11 protein-coding genes and 2 pseudogenes are annotated in these 17,625 nt (G+C 71.0%); 9 read left to right on the forward strand and 4 right to left on the reverse strand.

Annotation, left to right across the window (positions count from 1 at the left end):
- Positions 1 to 36: 36 nt before the first annotated feature.
- From G5T42_RS04305 to G5T42_RS04315, 3 genes are read right to left on the reverse strand one after another with little or no spacing between them, the layout of a single operon-like run.
- Positions 37 to 1,305: an O-antigen ligase family protein gene (locus G5T42_RS04305; protein WP_165125934.1), complete on the reverse strand. Its 1,269-nt coding sequence runs from the start codon at positions 1,303 to 1,305 to the stop codon at positions 37 to 39.
- Positions 1,292 to 2,779, reverse strand: a complete 1,488-nt coding sequence (locus tag G5T42_RS04310; RefSeq protein WP_165125937.1) for a hypothetical protein — start codon at positions 2,777 to 2,779, stop codon at positions 1,292 to 1,294. Before G5T42_RS04310 ends, G5T42_RS04305 begins: the two co-directional genes overlap by 14 nt.
- A 43-nt stretch (positions 2,780 to 2,822) precedes the next feature.
- Positions 2,823 to 4,055, reverse strand: coding sequence for a hypothetical protein (locus G5T42_RS04315; RefSeq protein ID WP_165125940.1), 1,233 nt, complete (start codon positions 4,053 to 4,055; stop codon positions 2,823 to 2,825).
- A gap of 125 nt (positions 4,056 to 4,180) precedes the next feature.
- On the opposite strand from G5T42_RS04315, the gene G5T42_RS04320 reads away from it, so the two are divergent.
- Together G5T42_RS04320 and G5T42_RS04325 are read left to right on the forward strand one after the other, a co-directional pair.
- A complete protein-coding gene (locus tag G5T42_RS04320) occupies positions 4,181 to 7,336 on the forward strand; it encodes a PKD domain-containing protein (protein WP_165125943.1) in 3,156 nt (1,051 codons plus the stop codon).
- A 94-nt stretch (positions 7,337 to 7,430) separates the two neighbouring features.
- Entirely contained in the window at positions 7,431 to 7,901 is a 471-nt protein-coding gene (locus G5T42_RS04325) for an adenylyltransferase/cytidyltransferase family protein (RefSeq protein WP_165125946.1), read from the forward strand.
- Positions 7,902 to 7,996: 95 nt separating this feature from the next.
- On the opposite strand, the gene G5T42_RS04330 is transcribed toward G5T42_RS04325, so the two are convergent.
- Positions 7,997 to 9,142: a glycosyltransferase family 2 protein gene (locus G5T42_RS04330; protein WP_165125949.1), complete on the reverse strand. Its 1,146-nt coding sequence runs from the start codon at positions 9,140 to 9,142 to the stop codon at positions 7,997 to 7,999.
- A 109-nt stretch (positions 9,143 to 9,251) separates the two neighbouring features.
- Between G5T42_RS04330 and G5T42_RS04335 the strand changes: the two genes are divergently transcribed.
- From G5T42_RS04335 to G5T42_RS04365, 7 genes and pseudogenes are all read left to right on the forward strand, one after another.
- Positions 9,252 to 9,509, forward strand: coding sequence for a glutaredoxin domain-containing protein (locus G5T42_RS04335; RefSeq protein WP_165125952.1), 258 nt, complete (start codon positions 9,252 to 9,254; stop codon positions 9,507 to 9,509).
- A gap of 42 nt (positions 9,510 to 9,551) precedes the next feature.
- The gene (kynA, locus tag G5T42_RS04340; RefSeq protein WP_165125955.1) at positions 9,552 to 10,409 is read left to right on the forward strand and encodes a tryptophan 2,3-dioxygenase; all 858 of its coding nucleotides are present in this window, start codon (positions 9,552 to 9,554) and stop codon (positions 10,407 to 10,409) included.
- Positions 10,406 to 11,386 carry a hypothetical protein gene (locus G5T42_RS04345; RefSeq protein WP_165125958.1) on the forward strand — a complete coding sequence of 327 codons (981 nt, stop codon included), beginning with the start codon at positions 10,406 to 10,408 and terminating at the stop codon, positions 11,384 to 11,386. Before kynA ends, G5T42_RS04345 begins: the two co-directional genes overlap by 4 nt.
- Positions 11,376 to 12,643: pseudogene (locus G5T42_RS04350) on the forward strand (aminotransferase class V-fold PLP-dependent enzyme). Before G5T42_RS04345 ends, G5T42_RS04350 begins: the two are co-directional and overlap by 11 nt.
- A 142-nt stretch (positions 12,644 to 12,785) precedes the next feature.
- Positions 12,786 to 14,117: pseudogene (locus G5T42_RS04355) on the forward strand (MFS transporter); the annotation flags it as partial.
- Positions 14,118 to 14,198: 81 nt separating this feature from the next.
- Positions 14,199 to 15,986, forward strand: a complete 1,788-nt coding sequence (locus G5T42_RS04360; RefSeq protein ID WP_165125964.1) for an aldehyde dehydrogenase family protein — start codon at positions 14,199 to 14,201, stop codon at positions 15,984 to 15,986.
- The gene (locus G5T42_RS04365) at positions 15,983 to 17,617 is read left to right on the forward strand and encodes a GMC family oxidoreductase N-terminal domain-containing protein (protein ID WP_165125967.1); all 1,635 of its coding nucleotides are present in this window, start codon (positions 15,983 to 15,985) and stop codon (positions 17,615 to 17,617) included. The genes G5T42_RS04360 and G5T42_RS04365 overlap by 4 nt, the downstream gene beginning before the upstream one ends.
- Positions 17,618 to 17,625 lie beyond the last annotated feature (8 nt).

Below are 17,625 nucleotides of genomic sequence, written 5' to 3' on the forward strand. Positions count from 1 at the left end.
CGCCGCGCATCCCCAAGTAGCGCGATCATCGTCATCCTAAGCCCGCCCGGCGAAGACTCGCTCGTCGCCCGCTCCGATGGCGGAGAGGGGCGGGGATCCCTGGGGATGCCGCGATCGATGCGTCAGCAGCGTCGCGATCACGAGGAACAGGATGAACGGGATCGCGCTGTCGACGAGCCCGCTCTCGGTGAGCGACCGCAGGACGAGGAGCACCAGCAGCGGGAGCAGGGCGCCGCGGCGTGACGACGAGACGAGCGCTCCTACGAGGCACCACGCCACGAGCCCGGCCACCAGGACCGTCCCGAGCACCCCCGTCTGCGCGAGCAGCGAGGCCCAGCTGCTGTCGAGCACCTGGTCCTGGCGGTACTGGAGGTTGACGGCCACCTTCTTGACCGACAGCCCCATCCCGACCCACTTCTGCCACGACTGCCAGTCCCAGGACAGCACGACCCGCCACGCCTCGAAGCGGGCGTCCAGGGCCGACGTCGCATCGGTCGAGCCCGCCCGCGTGAGGAGAGCCTCGACGATGCCCGTGAAGACGACGACGGCGTAGGCCACCGGAAGGGTCACGAGGAGCAGATAGACGATGCCGCGGCTCGGCATCCCGTTGGTGAGGAAGGCGATGCCGATCGCGATGAACACTCCGAGAAGCGCGGTGCGCGACCCGCTCGCCAGGACGATCGCCAGGAGGAGCAGCGCGACGAGGACGCGCCACGGTCGCACGCGGGTGCGCAGCATCCACACCACCATCGCCACCAGCGGAGCGCCCGCGAGTCCCGCCACCTCGTTGGGATGGATCTCGGGCACGCGCCCGCCAAGGCGCCCCTCCGAGAAGAGTGTGCCGATGCCCGTCGCCGCGGCGATGACGGCCCAGAGCGCCATGGCGGCCATGAGCCCGCCCAGCGCGTACTGCCAGCGCACCGACGAGAGCACGAGCAGGACGGTCGTCATCGCGATCCCGATGCGGACGACGATGACCGATGTCGAAGCGGAGTAGCCCGAGACGAGGGAGCCGAGCAGCGAGAGGAGGAGCACGATGCCGAGGACCACAGCCGGGCCCAGACCGACCGGGATCTTCACCCTCGTCCGGGCGTAGAGGACCATGGCGAAGGCGAGCGTGAAGACCGCGATGATCGCCTTGGCGACCACGACAGAGTCGACACCGCCCTGATAGATCGTGTCGCTCCGCCACGGGATCACGCTCAGGATGAGCAGCACGAAGAGGATCGCGACCGCGACGATGCGCTGCCGGCTCGGGCGCGATGCGTCGCCGTGGAGGACCGGCGGTCGCTCAGCGCTTCCCATGACGTTCGCCGTCCCGGACGGGAGCGGCGTCGGCGGCGGGAGTCGCCTCGGCGCCGACGGCGGCCGGCTCGTCGATCGGAGCCTCCGGGGCTGCGGCCTCGCCCGGCAGCTGGGGCTGCGGGGGAAGCTCGACCACTACGACTCCCGGCGCCGGCACGGAGTGGATCTCGACGCGGTCGGACTCGCGCCAGCTCTCGGCGGCCGCCCCGATGTCGCGCGGCCCGGCGTGGGTCATCAGCACGCCGAGCGGGTGGACTCCCATCACGCGCAGGCGCGTGGCGATCGAGACGAGGTCGGTGGCCGTCGTGGCGTTGTGGCGGATCGAGAGAATCACGCCCGCGCCCGTTGCCACCGTCGCTTCGATGAGCTTCGACTCGGCGGGTCCCGAGACGACGACGACGATGTCGAAGTCGAGCCCGAGGCGTGTGACGGCCGCAGGGATCTCGCTCTCGAGCGTCGAGATCGGGATGCGCGTCGTCATGCCGTAGATCGTCGAGACGAGCGGCGGCCGACGGGTGCCCGGGCGCGGCCCGGACGGCACGTGATCGAGGACCTCCGCGAGGGAGCGCACCGCGGCCCCCGGCTTGACGTCGGACCTCAGGTCGAGGATGCAGGCGCGGCGGCCGGCGGCCTCGCACGCGATCAGGAACGCCCTCAGGATCGGCTCGTCGACGCTGCCGGGGGTGACCGGGACGAGCATGAAGCGCGACACGTCGGTACCGGCAAGGGCGAAGAGGTTGTTGATGGCGTCCTCGTAGGCGGCCTCTTCCGCCACGTCGGACTGCGTGCCGGGCAGACGGGACCGGCGCGGGAGCCGCCCGACGACGGGAAGCCCCGATGCGCGGCGGACGTCCGAGATGGTGCGCAGGCGCCGGTTGGTCGTGGTGCGGTAGACGGCGACGATCGCCCCGATCGCGAAGCCCGCGATGAGCCCGAGCCCCGTGATCGCCAGCACCTGCGGCGACGACGGAGAGGCCGGCGCGACGGCGGGGATGACCTGATCGAGGTTCACGTCGTACCGCAGGTCCGTCTTGGAGTTCTCTGTGGTGCGGATGAGCTTGGACAGGTTCTTCGCCGCCGAGTTCGCCATGTCGGAGGCCATCGCGGCCGTCGGCCCCTCCGCACGGACGGTGAGCAGCACGGTGTCGGTCGCGTTGTCGGCCGCGAGCATCTGGCGGATCTCGCGATCGCTGTACTCGTCCTTGCTGAGGCCGAGGTCGTCGCGGACGCCGTCGATCACCGTCGGACTGTCGACCAGCGCCGGATAGGTCTTGATGCGATCGAGGCTGAACTCGTTGCGTTCGAACAGCGACGCCTGCGTCGATTCCACCTGCAGGAGCATCGTGGATGTCGCGGTATAGGTCTCGGGCAGCATCTTCGCCACCCCATAGGCGGACGCACCGCCGAGCAGGACCGCGATCAGGATGATCAGCCAGCCCTCCCGCAGAATGCGCCCATAAGGAACGTCCTCCACTGCCTTCCCCTCTTTCGACAGCCGGGATGTGGCGGGAATGCTATCACCCGAAAGATGGAGTCCCGTCAGGATGTGATCGAGGTGTGTCCTTGGACGAGGCTGCGAGCCAGCGCAGGCCGATTCCGCCGAGCAGAGAAGCCACCGCGAGAGCGAACGGAACCGTCGCCGGCGACAGACCCGAGGCGAGGATCACCGTCGCCGCCGCCAGGCCGAGGACGGTGTCACCGAGGCGGATGAGGAAGACGGCGGTCTGCCGTCCGGACACCGCGCCGAGGGCGCCGTACGGCGTCACCATCGCGACCGAGGCCCCATAGGCGACCCACGCGACGACCGCGACGGTGTTGAGCTCCACGCCGAAGGCTAGGGGTCCGACCAACGGTGCGAGGGCGACCGCGATGGCCCCCATCACGATCGTCAGCCCGAGCAGCACGAGCACGACGCGATCCGCCTCGCGCAGGGAGTCGGCTCCCTCGCCGTCGCGGTGCTTGCCGGCGAACCGCACGAAGAGGTACGACGAGAAGCCGCCGACGACGAGGATGAGCGGGGACGTGTAGGTACGGGCAGCCTCGAGCTCGCCGACCGCGGTGAGTCCGGCGAAGCCGAGGACGAGCAGCCGCGTCGCGGTGAACATCGCGGGGCGGAGGGTCTGCTGCAGGCCGCGCCAGGAGCCGTACTTCCACACCGCCGCGTAATCGGCGCCGCCGAGCCGGACGAGGAACCGGTCGTCCCGGGGGACGAGGAACCAGCCCACGCACGCCGCGACCGCCTGCCCGGCTGCGATGGCGCCGAGGAACGCGCCGAGCGTCAGAGGCTGCGCGAGCCAGACGGCGCCGAGCACGAGGAGCGCGATGACGAAGCCGGCGAGGTCGGTCGCGATCACGCGGGGGAACGCCAGCCGGGCCATCAGCAGCCGCCGCACGATCTCCTCGACCGCGAATGCCGCGAGCGCCGCGCCGAAGAGCACCGCATCGACGCCCGACACGAACCCGGTCGCCCAGGCGAGGACTCCCGCGATGACCGCCGCCGACGCCGTGACGAGGGCGAGCGTTCCCTCGAGGCCCGCGCGGATGCCGTGCCGGCTCCGGTCGAGCACGACGAGGGTGTCGCCCACGAGACCGGTGATGACGGCCGTCGCGAGCACGATGATGCCGTAGAGGATCGCGAACTGCCCGAAGTCGTCGATCCCGAGGATCCGCGACACCATGATCTGCAGGACGAGGCTGATCAGGGCCTGCATCGACTGGGCGGCGATGCCGCCGATCGCCTTGCTTCTCATCGCGCCCTCCCCCCAGGCATCCGCGGGTTCATCCTGCCAGGCGCGCGCGCTCGGATGCGGTGAGTCATTGCCCCTGGCCCCGAACGGTGCCATAATCACGCCCATCTTGCGACTGGGGAGTTGCCGTGAGCACACCTACCCGAAGAACCCATCGCAGAAGAGAACTGGCGATCGCCGTCACTTGGGGACTGATCGCCGGATCCCTCTCGATCGCCTTCGCGCCGCCGGCCAACGCCGCGCCGCCCGTCGTGGCGCTCGTCTCGCCGTCGGACGGCTCGACGGTCGGCACGAGCGCCGAGCTGAAGGTGTCGGTCTCGGACCCGGACGGGGATCCCGCGACGGTGACCTTCGAGGGCCGCCGCCAGGGTCTGACGGTGCCCGGCCCGACCGACGAGGACCCGTTCACGCTCGTCGTCCTGCCCGACACCCAGAACTACACGTACAACAACCGGCAGTCGACGATGAACCGCCAGGCGCAGTGGATCGTCGACAACAGCGCGCGGCTCGGCGTCGCCTTCACCATGCAGGTCGGCGACCTCGTGAGCGAGTACACCAATCCCACGCAGTGGTCGCTGACCTCTGCGGCGCTCGGGATCCTGGATGCCGCGAACCAGCCGAACTCGGTCGTGCCGGGCAATCACGACTTCGACAACGCGACCGGCGCGGTCGGGCCCTATGACACCTACTTCCCGGTCTCGCGGTACGCCCAGGCGGGCTGGAACACCGCGACCACGAAGTACGGCGGATACCTCGGCCAGAACCAGTTCGGGCCCGACCCCGTCGACCGCAAGAACTTCGACAGCTACTCGCTCTTCACGGCGGGCGGCACCGACTTCCTCGTGCTCAATCTCGAGTGGGAAGCGCCGGGCTACGCCCTCGACTGGGCCGACCGCGTGCTGGACGCCTACCCGGATCGCACCGTGGTCATGGTCACGCACAGCTTTCTGACCGTGTCGGGAAGCCGCTGGACGGGGACGCAGCGGCCGGGCGGGACGTCGCAGGCGTCGCTGTGGAACGACTTCGTCTCGACGCACTGCCAGATCCGCATCGTGATCTCGGGCCACGAGCACAACGGCGACGAGGGCGAGGCATCCCGAACCGACCCGAACACGTGCGGCAAGCCCGTGCACCAGCTCATGACCGACTACCAGGACCGCGCCAACGGCGGTGACGGCTGGCTCCGGTACTACACGTTCGACCCGGCCGCGAACACCATGACCGCGACGACGTACTCCCCCACGCTCGATCGCTACGAGACCGATGCGAATTCCTCGTTCGTGCTGCCGTTCGAGCTGACGCCGCCCGCGCCCGCGCCGTTCGAGACCATCGGGACGTCCTCGGTCGTGGGCGGAACGGCGTCCGCGACCTGGGCGGGACTCGCCGCCGACACGGCGTACGAGTGGCGGGCGGTCGTGCACGCCGGGACCGACACGGTGACGTCGCCGACGTTCACGCTGCGCGCGGGCGCGTCGGCGCCACGCCTCACCGACTCCTTCACCCGCACGGCCGCCTCCGGCTGGGGCACCGCCGAGACTGGGCAGGCGTGGGTGCCGACCTCGAGCGCGTCGTCGTTCTCGGTCGACGGCGCCAACGGGCGCATCACCGTCGCACCCGGCCAGGGCCGCTCGGTCGACGCGACGGTGTTCCGGTCGACCGATCTCGCGGTCGCGACGGAGCTCTCGCCGTCGGTCGCGCCCGGGGGATCGGGCGCCTACGTGTCGCTTCTCGGCCGCGACATCGGCGCGAGCGACTACCGCGCGACCGTGCAGCTGTCCTCGACGGCGACCGTCGTCACCCTCCGGCGCGTGCTGAACGGCGCCGAGACGATCCTCGGCACACAGCGGATCGGCAACGGCGTCGCGGCCGGGGCATCCGTCAAGGTGCGCTTCGAGTTGAGCGGGACCTCGCCCACGACGCTTCGCGCGAAGGCGTGGACGGGCGGAACCGAGCCGTCCGCGTGGTCGCTGACGTCGACGGATGCCTCGGCAGCCCTTCAGACGTCGGGCGGCGTCGGGGCGTACGTGTACCTCTCCGGCTCCGCCGGGGCGAGCGTCACGACGCTCTTCCCGGACTATTCCGCGGTCGGCCAGATCGGGGCACCACCCCCACCGGTGAACCAGCCGCCCACCGCCGTCATCGCGACGCCCACGATCAGCGGACGCACCGTCTCGGTCAGCGGCGCGGGGTCGACCGACCCCGACGGCACGATCGCCTCGTGGGCGTGGACCTTCGGCGACGGCACGACCGCGACCGGCGCGACGGCGACCCGCACCTACGCCGCCGACGGCACGTACACGATCAGCCTCACCGTCACCGACGACAAGGGCGCCACCCACACCACGACCCGCAGCGTCACCGTCGCCGCACCGGTGAACCAGCCGCCCACCGCCGTCATCGCGACGCCCACGATCAGCGGACGCACCGTCTCGGTCAGCGGCGGGGGATCGACCGACCCCGACGGCACGATCGCCTCGTGGGCGTGGACCTTCGGCGACGGCACGACGGCCACCGGCGCGACCGCGACCCGCACCTACGCCGCGGACGGCACGTACACGATCAGCCTCACGGTCACGGATGACAAGGGCGCCACCCACACCACGACCCGCAGCGTCACCGTCGCCGCACCCCCGCAGCCGCCCTCGGCGCTCGTGGCCGACGACTTCGGCCGCACGGTCGCGAACGGCTGGGGAACGGCGGACGTCGGCGGCGCCTGGACGCTCACCGGCACGGCGTCTCGCTTCGCCGTGGCGAACGGCGTCGGGGCGATGACGCTGACCACGGCCGGCACCTCGGCACAGGTCGAGGCCGCAGCGGCCCGCGCCACGTCGTCCGAGGTGAGACTCAGCGTGTCGTGGGACCGCACATCGGCGGCCGGGTCGCTCTACACCGTCATCTCGCCCCGCGCGGTGAGCTCCAGCGCGGACTACCGGCTCAAGGTCTACGTCAGCGGGACGATCCCGTACCTCGACCTCATCCGCCGGAGCGGCGGGGTGGAGACCCTCATCAGCAGGACGGCCCTCGGCATCCGCATGACGACCCCCGGCGCCTGGTACAGCGTGGCGGTGAGGGCGACAACGGCCAACGGCGCGACGACCCTGTCGGCGAAGCTCTGGCCGCAGGGCACGACCGAGCCGGCGGCCTGGCAGGCGACCGCGACGGATGCGACCGCCGCGCTCCAGGCATCCGGATCGATGCTGCTGTGGACCTATATGTCGAGCAGCGCGACGGCGCCCGTCAAGACCTCGTTCGACGACATCCGCTTCACGGCCGTCGGACCATGACGGCAACCGACCCTGTTTCTCGGCGGGGATAGGGAGTAGGGTTGCCGCCACAGCCGCGGCGCTTGGGACGCCGCGGGATTCGCTTGGGGGAATCATGACTGTGCGCATCGGCTATGCGGCCGGGGCGTTCGACCTGTTCCACGTCGGACACCTCAACCTCCTTCGGCATGCCAAAGAGAACTGCGATTTCCTGATCGCCGGCGTCGTGAGCGACGAGATGCTGCGGCTCGTGAAGAACATCGAGCCCGTCATCCCGACCGCCGAGCGCGTGGAGATCGTCCGCAGCATCACCTACGTGGACCAGGTCCACATCGAGACCGTGCCTGACAAGCTCGACACCTGGCGAGAGCTCGGCTTCACCCACTTCTTCAAGGGCGACGACTGGCGCGGCACCGAGCGAGGCGCGAAGCTCGAGCAGGAGTTCGCCGCGGTCGGGGTCGAGGTCGTGTACTTCCCCTATACGGTGCACACGTCGAGCACCGCCCTGCGGCAGGCACTCGACCTCATGTCGGCGGCGCAGCAGCGGGACGGCACGACCGACGACGTCGTGGCCTCCTACTGGTAACCGCGGATCGCCCCGGCCGAGGACTTCGGCCGGCCGTCAACGGAGCCGGCCGGCCGAATCTGAAGCTCACCGAACAGCTGGACCTCGCCGGAGGCCTAGAGCTCGCCCGGAGACATCGCCTGCGAGTCGAGGTCTTCGACGAACCGCCGTACTCGGCTCGGCTCGGCGCCCGCCCGCTGCGGCGCGTAGACGACGAGCGAGTGGAACATGAAGCGCACGAAGAACGCGACGATGAGCGTGATCGCCGCGGCGAAGACGGCGGAGATGTGCCACGTCTGAACCATGAAGGCGAGCACGGGGATGCGGATGAGCGCCTCCGCGTTGTTGAACGCGAACGACTTGCCGAATCTCGACCACACGCCCGACGCGGCACCGGTCATGTCCTGGAAGACATAGCGCTCCTGCAGGAGGAAGTTGCCGATGATCGTCGTCTCGGCCGCGATGATCGCGGCGACGATGTAGTCGACGCCCGCGTGCGTGAGACCCCACATGATCGCGAGGTTGGCCACCGCCCCGAAGGCTCCGATGAGGGCGAAAAGCGACATCTTGCCGAAGCGCAGGAGCGTCAGCTGGGTCAGGAAGTGGAAGCCCTGGCGCATCGAGGCCTTCGACTCCCCCGCGTGCCGGCCCGCGAAGTCGAACGGCACTTCGGCCACCCGCAGGTTCTTGCGCGCGAGCATCTCGAGCAGGATCTTGAAGCCCCGCGGCTTGAGCGTGTCGAGCTCGATGGCGTGGCGGTCGACGAGGAAGAACCCCGTCATGGGGTCGGTGACGTCCTTCAGGCGGATCGGGAACATCGCGCGGGTGAGGGCCGTCGAGGCCTTCGACACCGCGATGCGCGTGCGGTCCGAGAGCCCGCCGGACGTGCCGCCCCCGGAATACCTGGACGCCACGACGACGTCGACGTCGCCGCGGCGGAACCGCGCCCAGAGGGCGGGGATGTCCTCGGGCGGATGCTGCAGGTCGCCGTCCATGACGAGACATGCATCGGCCTCCGCGGTGAGGAAGCCCTCGAGCACCGCTCCGCCCAGGCCGCCCGTGCGCTTCTCGCGGTGGATCAGCCGCACGGGAAGGGGAGCGGATGCCGCGACCCGGCGCACCTCGTCGGGCGTGGCATCCGTGCTGTCGTCGACGAAGATCAGCTCGGTCTCGATGCCGGCCGTCGCCGAGGCAACCCTCTGAACGAGTTCCGCGACATTCGGGGCCTCGTTGTACGTGGGGACGATGATCGAGAGTTGCACAGGCGACCATCGTCGCATGCCCAAATCCCCGCCATGAAGGGGTTGCGGAGACGCATGGGAATTCCCCAGCATCGGCGATCGTCCAGCATGCATGCGGGAGGATGGAAGGATGACTTCCTCCTCGACCATCACGATGTTCGGCGCCGAGTGGTGCGGCGACTGCCGTCGCACGAAGAAGCAGCTCGATGAGCTCGGCGTGAAGTACCAGTACGTCGACCTCATGGCGGATCCGAACGCCGCCGACATCGCGCGCGACATCTCGGGCCGCACGAGCATCCCCGTCGTCGTCTACCCCGACGCGACGCACCACGTCGAGCCGTCGAACGCCGACGTCGAGTCGAAGCTGCGCGAGCTCTCGATCATCTGATCGCGCTGACGCCGCGGCATCCATCCTGGTTACAGTGACTGGGTGGACGAGGGCGTCGAAGGCAACACGAGAGCGATCGAGGGATCGGTCGTCACCGACTTCTCGGACCGCATGACCTACGGCGGGTACCTCGATCTGATTACGCTCCTGTCGGCGCAGCGACCGCTGAGCGACCCCGAGCATCACGATGAGCTGCTGTTCATCATCCAGCATCAGACGACGGAGCTGTGGCTCAAGCTCGTGCTGCATGAGCTGGCAGCCGCGTGCCGGCTGCTCCGTGAGGACCAGCTCGCACCGGCGCTCAAGTGCATCGCCCGCGTCAAGCACATCCAGCGCACACTCACCGAGCAGTGGTCGGTGCTGGCGACCCTCACCCCCGCCGAGTATGCGGAGTTCCGGGGCGTGCTCGGCCAGGCGAGCGGCTTCCAGTCGGCCCAGTACCGCGCCGTCGAGTTCACGCTCGGCAACAAGCACCCGGGCATGCTGCGGGTCTTCGAATCCGATCCGCAGGCCCACGCGCTCGTGAGCACCGCCCTCGAGGCGCCGAGCCTGTACGACGAGTTCCTGCGGCTCCTCGCGCGCACCGGATACGCGATCCCGGCGTCGGTGCTCGAGCGCGACGTGACGAAGGCGTGGACCTTCACTCCGGAACTCGTGCCGGTCTTCGCCGGGATCTACGCCGATCCGCAGAAGCACTGGGCCGCGTACGAGACGTGCGAGGAGCTCGTCGACCTCGAGGACAACTTCCAGCTCTGGCGGTTCCGGCACCTCAAGACCGTCGAGCGCATCATCGGCCTGAAGTCGGGCACCGGCGGGTCGAGCGGGGCCTCGTTCCTGCGCCGGGCCCTCGAGCTCACCTTCTTCCCTGAGCTCTTCGCGGTGAGGACGGAGATCGGATGACGCACGCTGACCCCTTCGCGATCCGCGAGCTGCTCGGCCCCGACGCGGCGCCCGGCCGCCGCGCGCTCACGAGCGAGCACGGCATCGTGCTGCCCCCCTTCACCGACCACCACGTGCATCTGCACCTCATCGACGAGCGGGAGCTCGCGCCGCACGGGATCGCGGCGGCCGTCGACCTCGGGGGCGATCCCGTCGAGCTGGCGCGGCGCCCGAAGGAGGGGTTCCCGCGCGTCTCGTACGCGGGGGCGTTCCTCACGGCGCCGGGCGGCTATCCCGTCGGGCGGTCGTGGGCGCCCGCGGCCATCGCGCGCGAGGTGACGGATGCCTCGACCGCACCCGGCGTCCCGGGCGGCGCGGGCACGTGGGTCGACGAGCAGGCGGGGTTCGGGGCATCCGTCATCAAAGTCGCCCTCAACGCCGCCGCCGGACCGGTCTTCGACGCCGACACCCTCGGCGCGGTCGTCGCGTGCGCGCACGAGCGCGGGCTGCCCGTCGTCGCGCACGTCGAGGGACAGGGGATGACGAGGCTCGCCCTCGACGCGGGCGTGGACGCGCTCGCGCACACGCCCTTCACCGAGCGGATCGGGCTCCGGCTCTCGGCCCGCGCCGCGGCGGGCCAGGTGTGGATCACGACGCTCGACATCCACGGGTCCGACGCCGAAGCGGCTGAGAACGCGGTCGCGAACCTCGCGGCCTTCAGGGAGGCAGGTGGGCGCGTCCTCTACGGCACAGACCTCGGCAACGGCGAACGGCCGGTCGGCGTGCAGCCCGGCGAGCTCGCGGCTCTCGATCGCGCGGGCGCGCGAGGAGCGGACCTCATCGCCGCGCTCGCCGATCCCTGGCCGCACACCGAGGCGACGCACGGCGTGGCGACGTTCGTGCCCGGCGATCCGCCGACGGCCCTCGAAGATGTCCCGTCGTGGCTCGGCCGAGCGACCGTGGTTCCCGAAGAGGAGATCGTCCGCGATGAGCACTGACACCCCGTCGATCATCGGGGCGGCCGCGCGCGGCGCGGCGCTCGAGGCCGAGGCATTCCGGCTCGACGCATCCGATCCGCTGCGCGACTTCCGAGAGCGCTTCGTCGGCGCCGAGACGTCGCTCGTCTACTTCGACGGCAATTCGCTCGGGCGCCCGCCGAAGGCGACCGCGGAGCGCCTCGGCCGATTCGTGCGCGAGGAGTGGGGCGGGCGCCTCATCCGCGGCTGGGACGAGTCGTGGATGGAGCTGCCCTTCGCGATCGGCGACACGATCGGACGCGTCGCCATCGGTGCGGCGCCGGATCAGACGATCATCGGCGACTCGACGACGGTCCTGCTGTACAAGCTCATCCGTGCGGCCTTCGACGCGCAGCGGGCGGCGGACCCCGCGCGCGTCGAGATCGTCGTGGACCGCGACAACTTCCCGACCGACCGCTACCTCGTCGAGGGCATCGCCGCCGAACGCGGCGGACGCGTGCGCTGGATCGACGTGGATCAGCGCTCCGGGGTCGATGCGGCAGCGCTCGCCGCGTCCGTCGGGCCCGAGACGGCGGTGGTCGTGCTGAGTCACGTCGCCTACCGATCGGGATATCTGACGGATGCCGCGTCCCTCACGCGCATCGCGCACGACGCCGGCGCGCTCATCCTCTGGGACCTGTGCCACTCGGCCGGCTCGGTGCCCGTCGAGTCGGACGCGTGGGACTTCGACCTCGCGGTCGGCTGCACCTACAAGTACCTCAACGGCGGACCCGGCTCGCCGGCGTTCGCCTACGTCGCCGCGCGGCACCAGGAGGCGCTCGCCCAGCCGATCCAGGGATGGATGGGCGCGGCGGACGTCTTCGCGATGGGGCCGGAGTATCGCCCGGCGTCGGGGATGCGGCGCTTCCTCTCGGGCACGCCGCCGATCGTGGGCATGCTCGCGATGCAGGACACCCTCGAGATGCTCGACGAGGCCGGCATCGCGGCGATTCGCGCCAAGTCGGTCGCGCTCACGGAGTTCGCGATCCGCGTCGCCGACGAGCTGCTCAGCCCGCTCGGAGTGGAGGTCGCGTCGCCCCGGGATGCCGCGGCCCGGGGCGGGCATGTCACGCTCTCGCACCCCGAGATGCGCGCTGTCACGGCCACCCTGTGGAAGCAGGACGTCATCCCCGACTACCGGGACCCGGGCGGACTCCGGATCGGACTCTCCCCCTGTCGACGAGCTTCGCCGAGACCCTCGCCGGCCTTCAGGCGGTCGCCGCGGCCATCCCCCGCTGACCCCGCCCGCCGCGGTCGGGGCATCCGTCGCCTCTACACTGGCGCGATGAGCATCGACGCTCCCGGCGCACCCGAAGCGCCCGCACCCTCGTCCCGATCCACCCGGCTCTCCGCCGGCGTCATCCTCCGCTACGCCATCGGCTCGCTCGGAACGGGCGGCTTCGCGACGCTGCCCGGGCTCGTGCTGACGTACTACCTGACCGACTCGCTGGGCGTCGCGGCGCTCGCCGCCGGGGTCGTCGTGACGCTGCCCAAGATCTGGGACGTCATCATCGGCCCCTTCATCGGCGCGCTGAGCGACGACGACCGCGCGAAGCACGGCACGCGCCGGCGGCTCATGCTGATCGGCGCCTTCAGCATCCCGTTCTTCTTCGCCCTGACCTTCGCCGCTCCACCGGCGGCGGGGCCTCTCGTCGGGGCGCTGTGGGTACTCGTCGCGTTCACCCTCGCGGCGACGGCGTTCACGCTCTTCCAGGTGCCGTACATCGCCCTGCCTGCCGAGCTGACTTCGAGCTACGACGAGCGCACGCGGCTCCTCACGTGGCGCGTCGTCGCGCTGACGATCGCCATCCTTCTCTTCGGCGCCGGCGGACCGGCACTGCGCGGCACGACGGGCGACCCCGTCACGGGCTACCTGGTCATGGGCGTCGTCGGAGGTGTCGTCATCGCGCTCGGCATGCTGATCGCGACGAGCGTCGCGGGGCGGGCCGGGCGGGCGGATGCCTCGGCCGCCGTCGACGGCTCGGCCACCGGCGCCGGTGTCGCGGCGCGCTCGACGGTGCGCGATCACTTCGCCGCCGGCATCAGGGCGCTGCGCCGCAGCGCGCCCTTCCGGGCCCTGCTCGCGACCTTCGTGATCCAGGCCCTCGGCACGGCGCTCATGCTGGCGGACGCGCAGTATGTCGCGAAGTGGGTGCTGCACTCCGAGGCCGCCGTCGAGCTGCTGTTCGTCGCCCTCATCGCGCCGGCGATCTTCGCCGCACCCGTGTGGGGGATCGTCGCCCGGCGCATCGGCAAGGAGCGCACGTTCGCGATCGCGAGCACGCTGTTCCTGCTCGCGGCGCTGTCGATCACCGCCGTCCTGTGGGCTCCCGGCGACTGGATCTACGCCTCGGTCGGCCTCGCGGGCATCGCGTACGCCGGCATGCAGTCGCTCCCGATGGCCATGCTCCCCGATGTCATCTCGCACGACGAGCGCGTGAACGGGCCGGGCCGGGCCGGATCGTTCAGCGGCATGTGGACCGCGGGCGAGACGGTCGGCTTCGCCCTCGGCGCCGCTGTGCTCACGGTCATCCTGGCGATCACCGGCTACGTCTCGTCGACGGCCGGAGAGACGGTCGAGCAGCCGGATGCCGCGGTCGCGGCGATCGTCGTGAGCTTCAGCATCGTCCCCGCCATCCTGATCGCCGTGAGCCTCGCGACGCTCCGCCGCTACCGCCTCCGCCGCGATGACATCGAGCTCGGCACTGCGTAGCGCTGCACCTGACACTGGGTCTCATCCGCCGGTCAGACCGCGGACGTAAGCTTGAGCACACCCCGCCCGAAGGAGAGCGCTGTGCCGTCCACCGCGAACACCACCGCGAAGACCCCCGCCAAGGGCCGGAAGGCCCCCGCAGAGCCCGAGTCCGCGCCCGCGCTCGATGCCGCGCTCGCCGATCTGGCCACCGGCTCGGCGACGTGGTCGCACCTCACGATCGGCCAGCGGGCGCGCCTGCTCGACCGTGTCCGTGCGACCGTCGCCGCCAACGCCGAGGCGTGGGCCGATGTCGCCGCGACCTCCAAGGGCCTCGAGCAGGGTCATCCCCTGCGGGGTGAGGAATGGCTCGGCGGACCGTATGCCGCACTCATCGCCCTCGACGCGTACCGTCGCACGCTGGCGGCGATCGCCAAGGGCGGGAGCCCGCTGGACGGGCTGAAGATGGATGCCGCGCCCGGCGGCCGCGTGCGCGTGCACGCCTTCCCCCTCCACCCCGTCGACGGTCTGCTCCTCTCGGGCTACACGGGCGAGGTGTGGTTCCAGCCCGGTGTCACCGAGGGGGACGCCGCCCGCACGGCGGGACTCGGGCAGCTCGCGCCGACGAAGCCCGGTGGCATCGGCCTCGTGCTGGGCGCGGGCAACCAGTCGTCGATCCCCGTGCTCGACGTCTTCTACGAGCTGCTCGCGAACAACCGCGTCGCGATCCTCAAGGTGAACCCGACGCACGACGCGCTCGTGCCGGTCTTCGAGCGGGCGCTCGCTCCGCTGATCGACCTCGGCTTCCTGCGCATCGTCACGGGCGGCGGCGACGTCGGCGCCTATCTGACGCAGCATCCCCGAGTGGCCCACGTCCACATCACGGGCGCGGCGCCGACCTTCGACACGATCGTGTGGGGCCCCGCGACCGGCCAGGGCTCGGCCGAGACGAAGCGCCGGCGCGCCGAGAACCGCCCGCTCCTCGAGAAGCCGATCACCGCGGAGCTCGGCGGCGTCTCGCCGATCATCGTCGTGCCGGGCGCGTGGAGCGAAGCCGACCTCGCCTTCCAGGCGGAGCATGTCACGACGATGCGCCTGCAGAACGCGGGCCACAACTGCATCGCGGGACAGGTCGTGATCCTGAGCGCCGACTGGCCGCAGCGCGAGGCGTTCCTCGCGGCGCTCGAGAAGGCGTACGCGGCGGCCCCGATGCGATCGGTCTGGTATCCCCGCAGCGGCGAGAAGCTGCAGGCCGCGGCATCCGACTACCCGTCCGGCCGGTGGTTCGCCGACGGCACCCGGTCGCTCGTCGAGATCGAGCAGGGTCAGGATGCCTCGGCCCTCGAGCGCACAGAGTACTTCGCGCCCGTCCTTGGTGTCGTCGAGCTGCCGGGTCTCGGGCAGGAGTTCGTCGACCGCGCCGTCGCCCACGCGAACGAGCGCCTGGCGGGAACTCTCGGCGCGAACGTGCTGATCGACCCCGCGACGCAGGCCGCCCTCGGCTCCGGGTTCGAGAACGCCATGGCTGAGCTGCGTTACGGCGCGATCGCGATCAATGCGTGGACGGCCTTCGCGTTCCTTCAGCCCACGCTCACGTGGGGCGGGTTCCCCGGCGCGACGATCGACGACGTCGGCAGCGGAATCGGCATCGTGCACAACGCCCTCCTGCTCGACCGCGTCGAGCGCACGGTCGTCCGCGGGCCGTTCCGGCCCTTCCCGCGCTCGGCGAGTGCGATCGGCCGCCCCGGCACGTTCTCGGTGCTGCCCAAGCCGCCGTGGTTCGTCTCGTCGCGCACCGGCGCGGCCGTCAGCGAGGGCTTCACGCGGTTCCAGATGACCCACGACTGGATCGGCATGGGCAAGACGCTTCTCCAGGCGTTCCGGGCATGAGCCCGGCACCGCGAAGCGCCGACCTGACCGCCGACTACATCGTGGTCGGCGCCGGCTCGGCCGGCGCCGCGCTCGCCGCCCGATTGACCGAGGACCCGGCGGTGTCGGTGCTGCTCCTCGAAGCGGGCGGCCCCGACAAGGCGCCGAAGCTGCACATCCCCGCGGCCTTCAAGGCGCTCTTCCGCGGCGAGTACGACTGGTCGTACGACACCGTCCCGCAGGCCGAGCTCGAGAACCGCACGATCTACTGGCCTCGGGGGAAGACCCTGGGCGGGTCGTCGTCGCTCAACGCGATGATGTGGATCCGGGGTTTCGCGGCGGACTACGACGAGTGGGCGGATGCCGCGGGCCTGTCCTGGTCGTGGGACGCGCTCGTGCCCTACTTCCGGCGTGTCGAGCGCACGAGCGACCCCGCCGACGAGTCCCAGGGGGTCGACGGCCCGCAATCGGTCGAGCATCAGCGCGACCCGCGGCCGCAGACGCAGGTCTTCCTCGATGCTGCGGCCGAGCTGGGGCATCCCATCACTCCTCCGAACCTGCCGGCGGGCCAGGGATTCGCGCAGACGATGGTGTCGCAGCGCCGCGGGGCTCGCGCGTCGACGGCGGACGGGTATCTGCGCCCCTCGGCGAAGCGTCCCAACCTCCGGATCGTGACGAACGCGCTCGTGCGCTCGGTGATCTTCGACCGCACGACCGCCACTCCGCGTGCAACCGGCGTCTACGTCGAGATCGACGGGATCCCGCGCAGGGCGACGGCCGCGCGCGAGGTCGTCCTCGCGGGCGGCGCCGTGAACACGCCGCAGCTCCTCATGCTGAGCGGCATCGGACCCGCGGACCACCTCGCAGACCACGGCATCCCGGTCGTCGTGCACAGCCCCGGCGTCGGGGCGAATCTGCAGGACCACCTCGTGGCCGGGCTCGCACCCGCCGCCCAGGGCGGAACGCTGTTCACCGCCGAGCGGGTCGCCGAGCTCGGGCGCTATCTTGCGACGCGCAAGGGGATGCTGACCTCCAACGTCGGCGAGGCGTACGGGTTCGTCCGCACCGAGGTCGCGGACCGCGCGGGCATGGCCCCCGGCCTGCCCGATATCGAGATCATCTTCGCGCCTGCCCCATACGTCGGCGAAGGGCTCGTGCCGCTCCCTGCCGAAGGCATCACGGTCGGGGCGATCCTGCTGCGGCCGCAGAGCCGGGGGACGATCCGCCTCAGGTCGGCCGACCCCACGGCGAAGCCCCTCATCGACCCGGGCTACCTCACCGACCCCGACGGCATCGACCGCGCGACGATGCTCGCCGGCCTCGCCGAGTGCGAGCGGCTCATCGCGACCGATGCCCTCCGGTCAGTGACGACCGGCGCCTGGGTGCAGCCGGAGGGCGGCGAGCGGATGACGCCCGAGGAGCGGGCCGAGCTCTCGCTGCGCCGCTACTCGCACACGCTCTACCACCCGGTCGGCACCGCCCGGATGGGTACGGATGTCGACTCGGTCGTCGATCCCGAGCTGCGCGTGCGCGGTGTCGACGGCCTGCGGGTGGCCGACGCATCCGTCATCCCGACCATCATCCGGGGCCACACGAACGCCCCCGCGATCGTCATCGGCGAGCGCGCGGCAGACATCCTGCGGGAGCGCTGAACGCGGGC

Origin of the sequence: Microbacterium sp. 4R-513 (assembly GCF_011046485.1) — a bacterium.
GTDB lineage: Bacteria > Actinomycetota > Actinomycetes > Actinomycetales > Microbacteriaceae > Microbacterium.

Bases quoted from the DNA above. Each gene is read 5' to 3' on its own strand.
- G5T42_RS04315 (WP_165125940.1), bottom strand. From the start codon at position 4,055: ATGAGAAGCAAGGCGATCGGCGGCATCGCCGCCCAGTCGATGCAGGCC.
- G5T42_RS04345 (WP_165125958.1), top strand. From the start codon at position 10,406: ATGACGCACGCTGACCCCTTCGCGATCCGCGAGCTGCTCGGCCCCGAC.
- G5T42_RS04305 (WP_165125934.1), bottom strand. From the start codon at position 1,305: ATGGGAAGCGCTGAGCGACCGCCGGTCCTCCACGGCGACGCATCGCGC.
- G5T42_RS04335 (WP_165125952.1), top strand. From the start codon at position 9,252: ATGACTTCCTCCTCGACCATCACGATGTTCGGCGCCGAGTGGTGCGGC.
- G5T42_RS04325 (WP_165125946.1), top strand. From the start codon at position 7,431: ATGACTGTGCGCATCGGCTATGCGGCCGGGGCGTTCGACCTGTTCCAC.
- G5T42_RS04365 (WP_165125967.1), top strand. From the start codon at position 15,983: ATGAGCCCGGCACCGCGAAGCGCCGACCTGACCGCCGACTACATCGTG.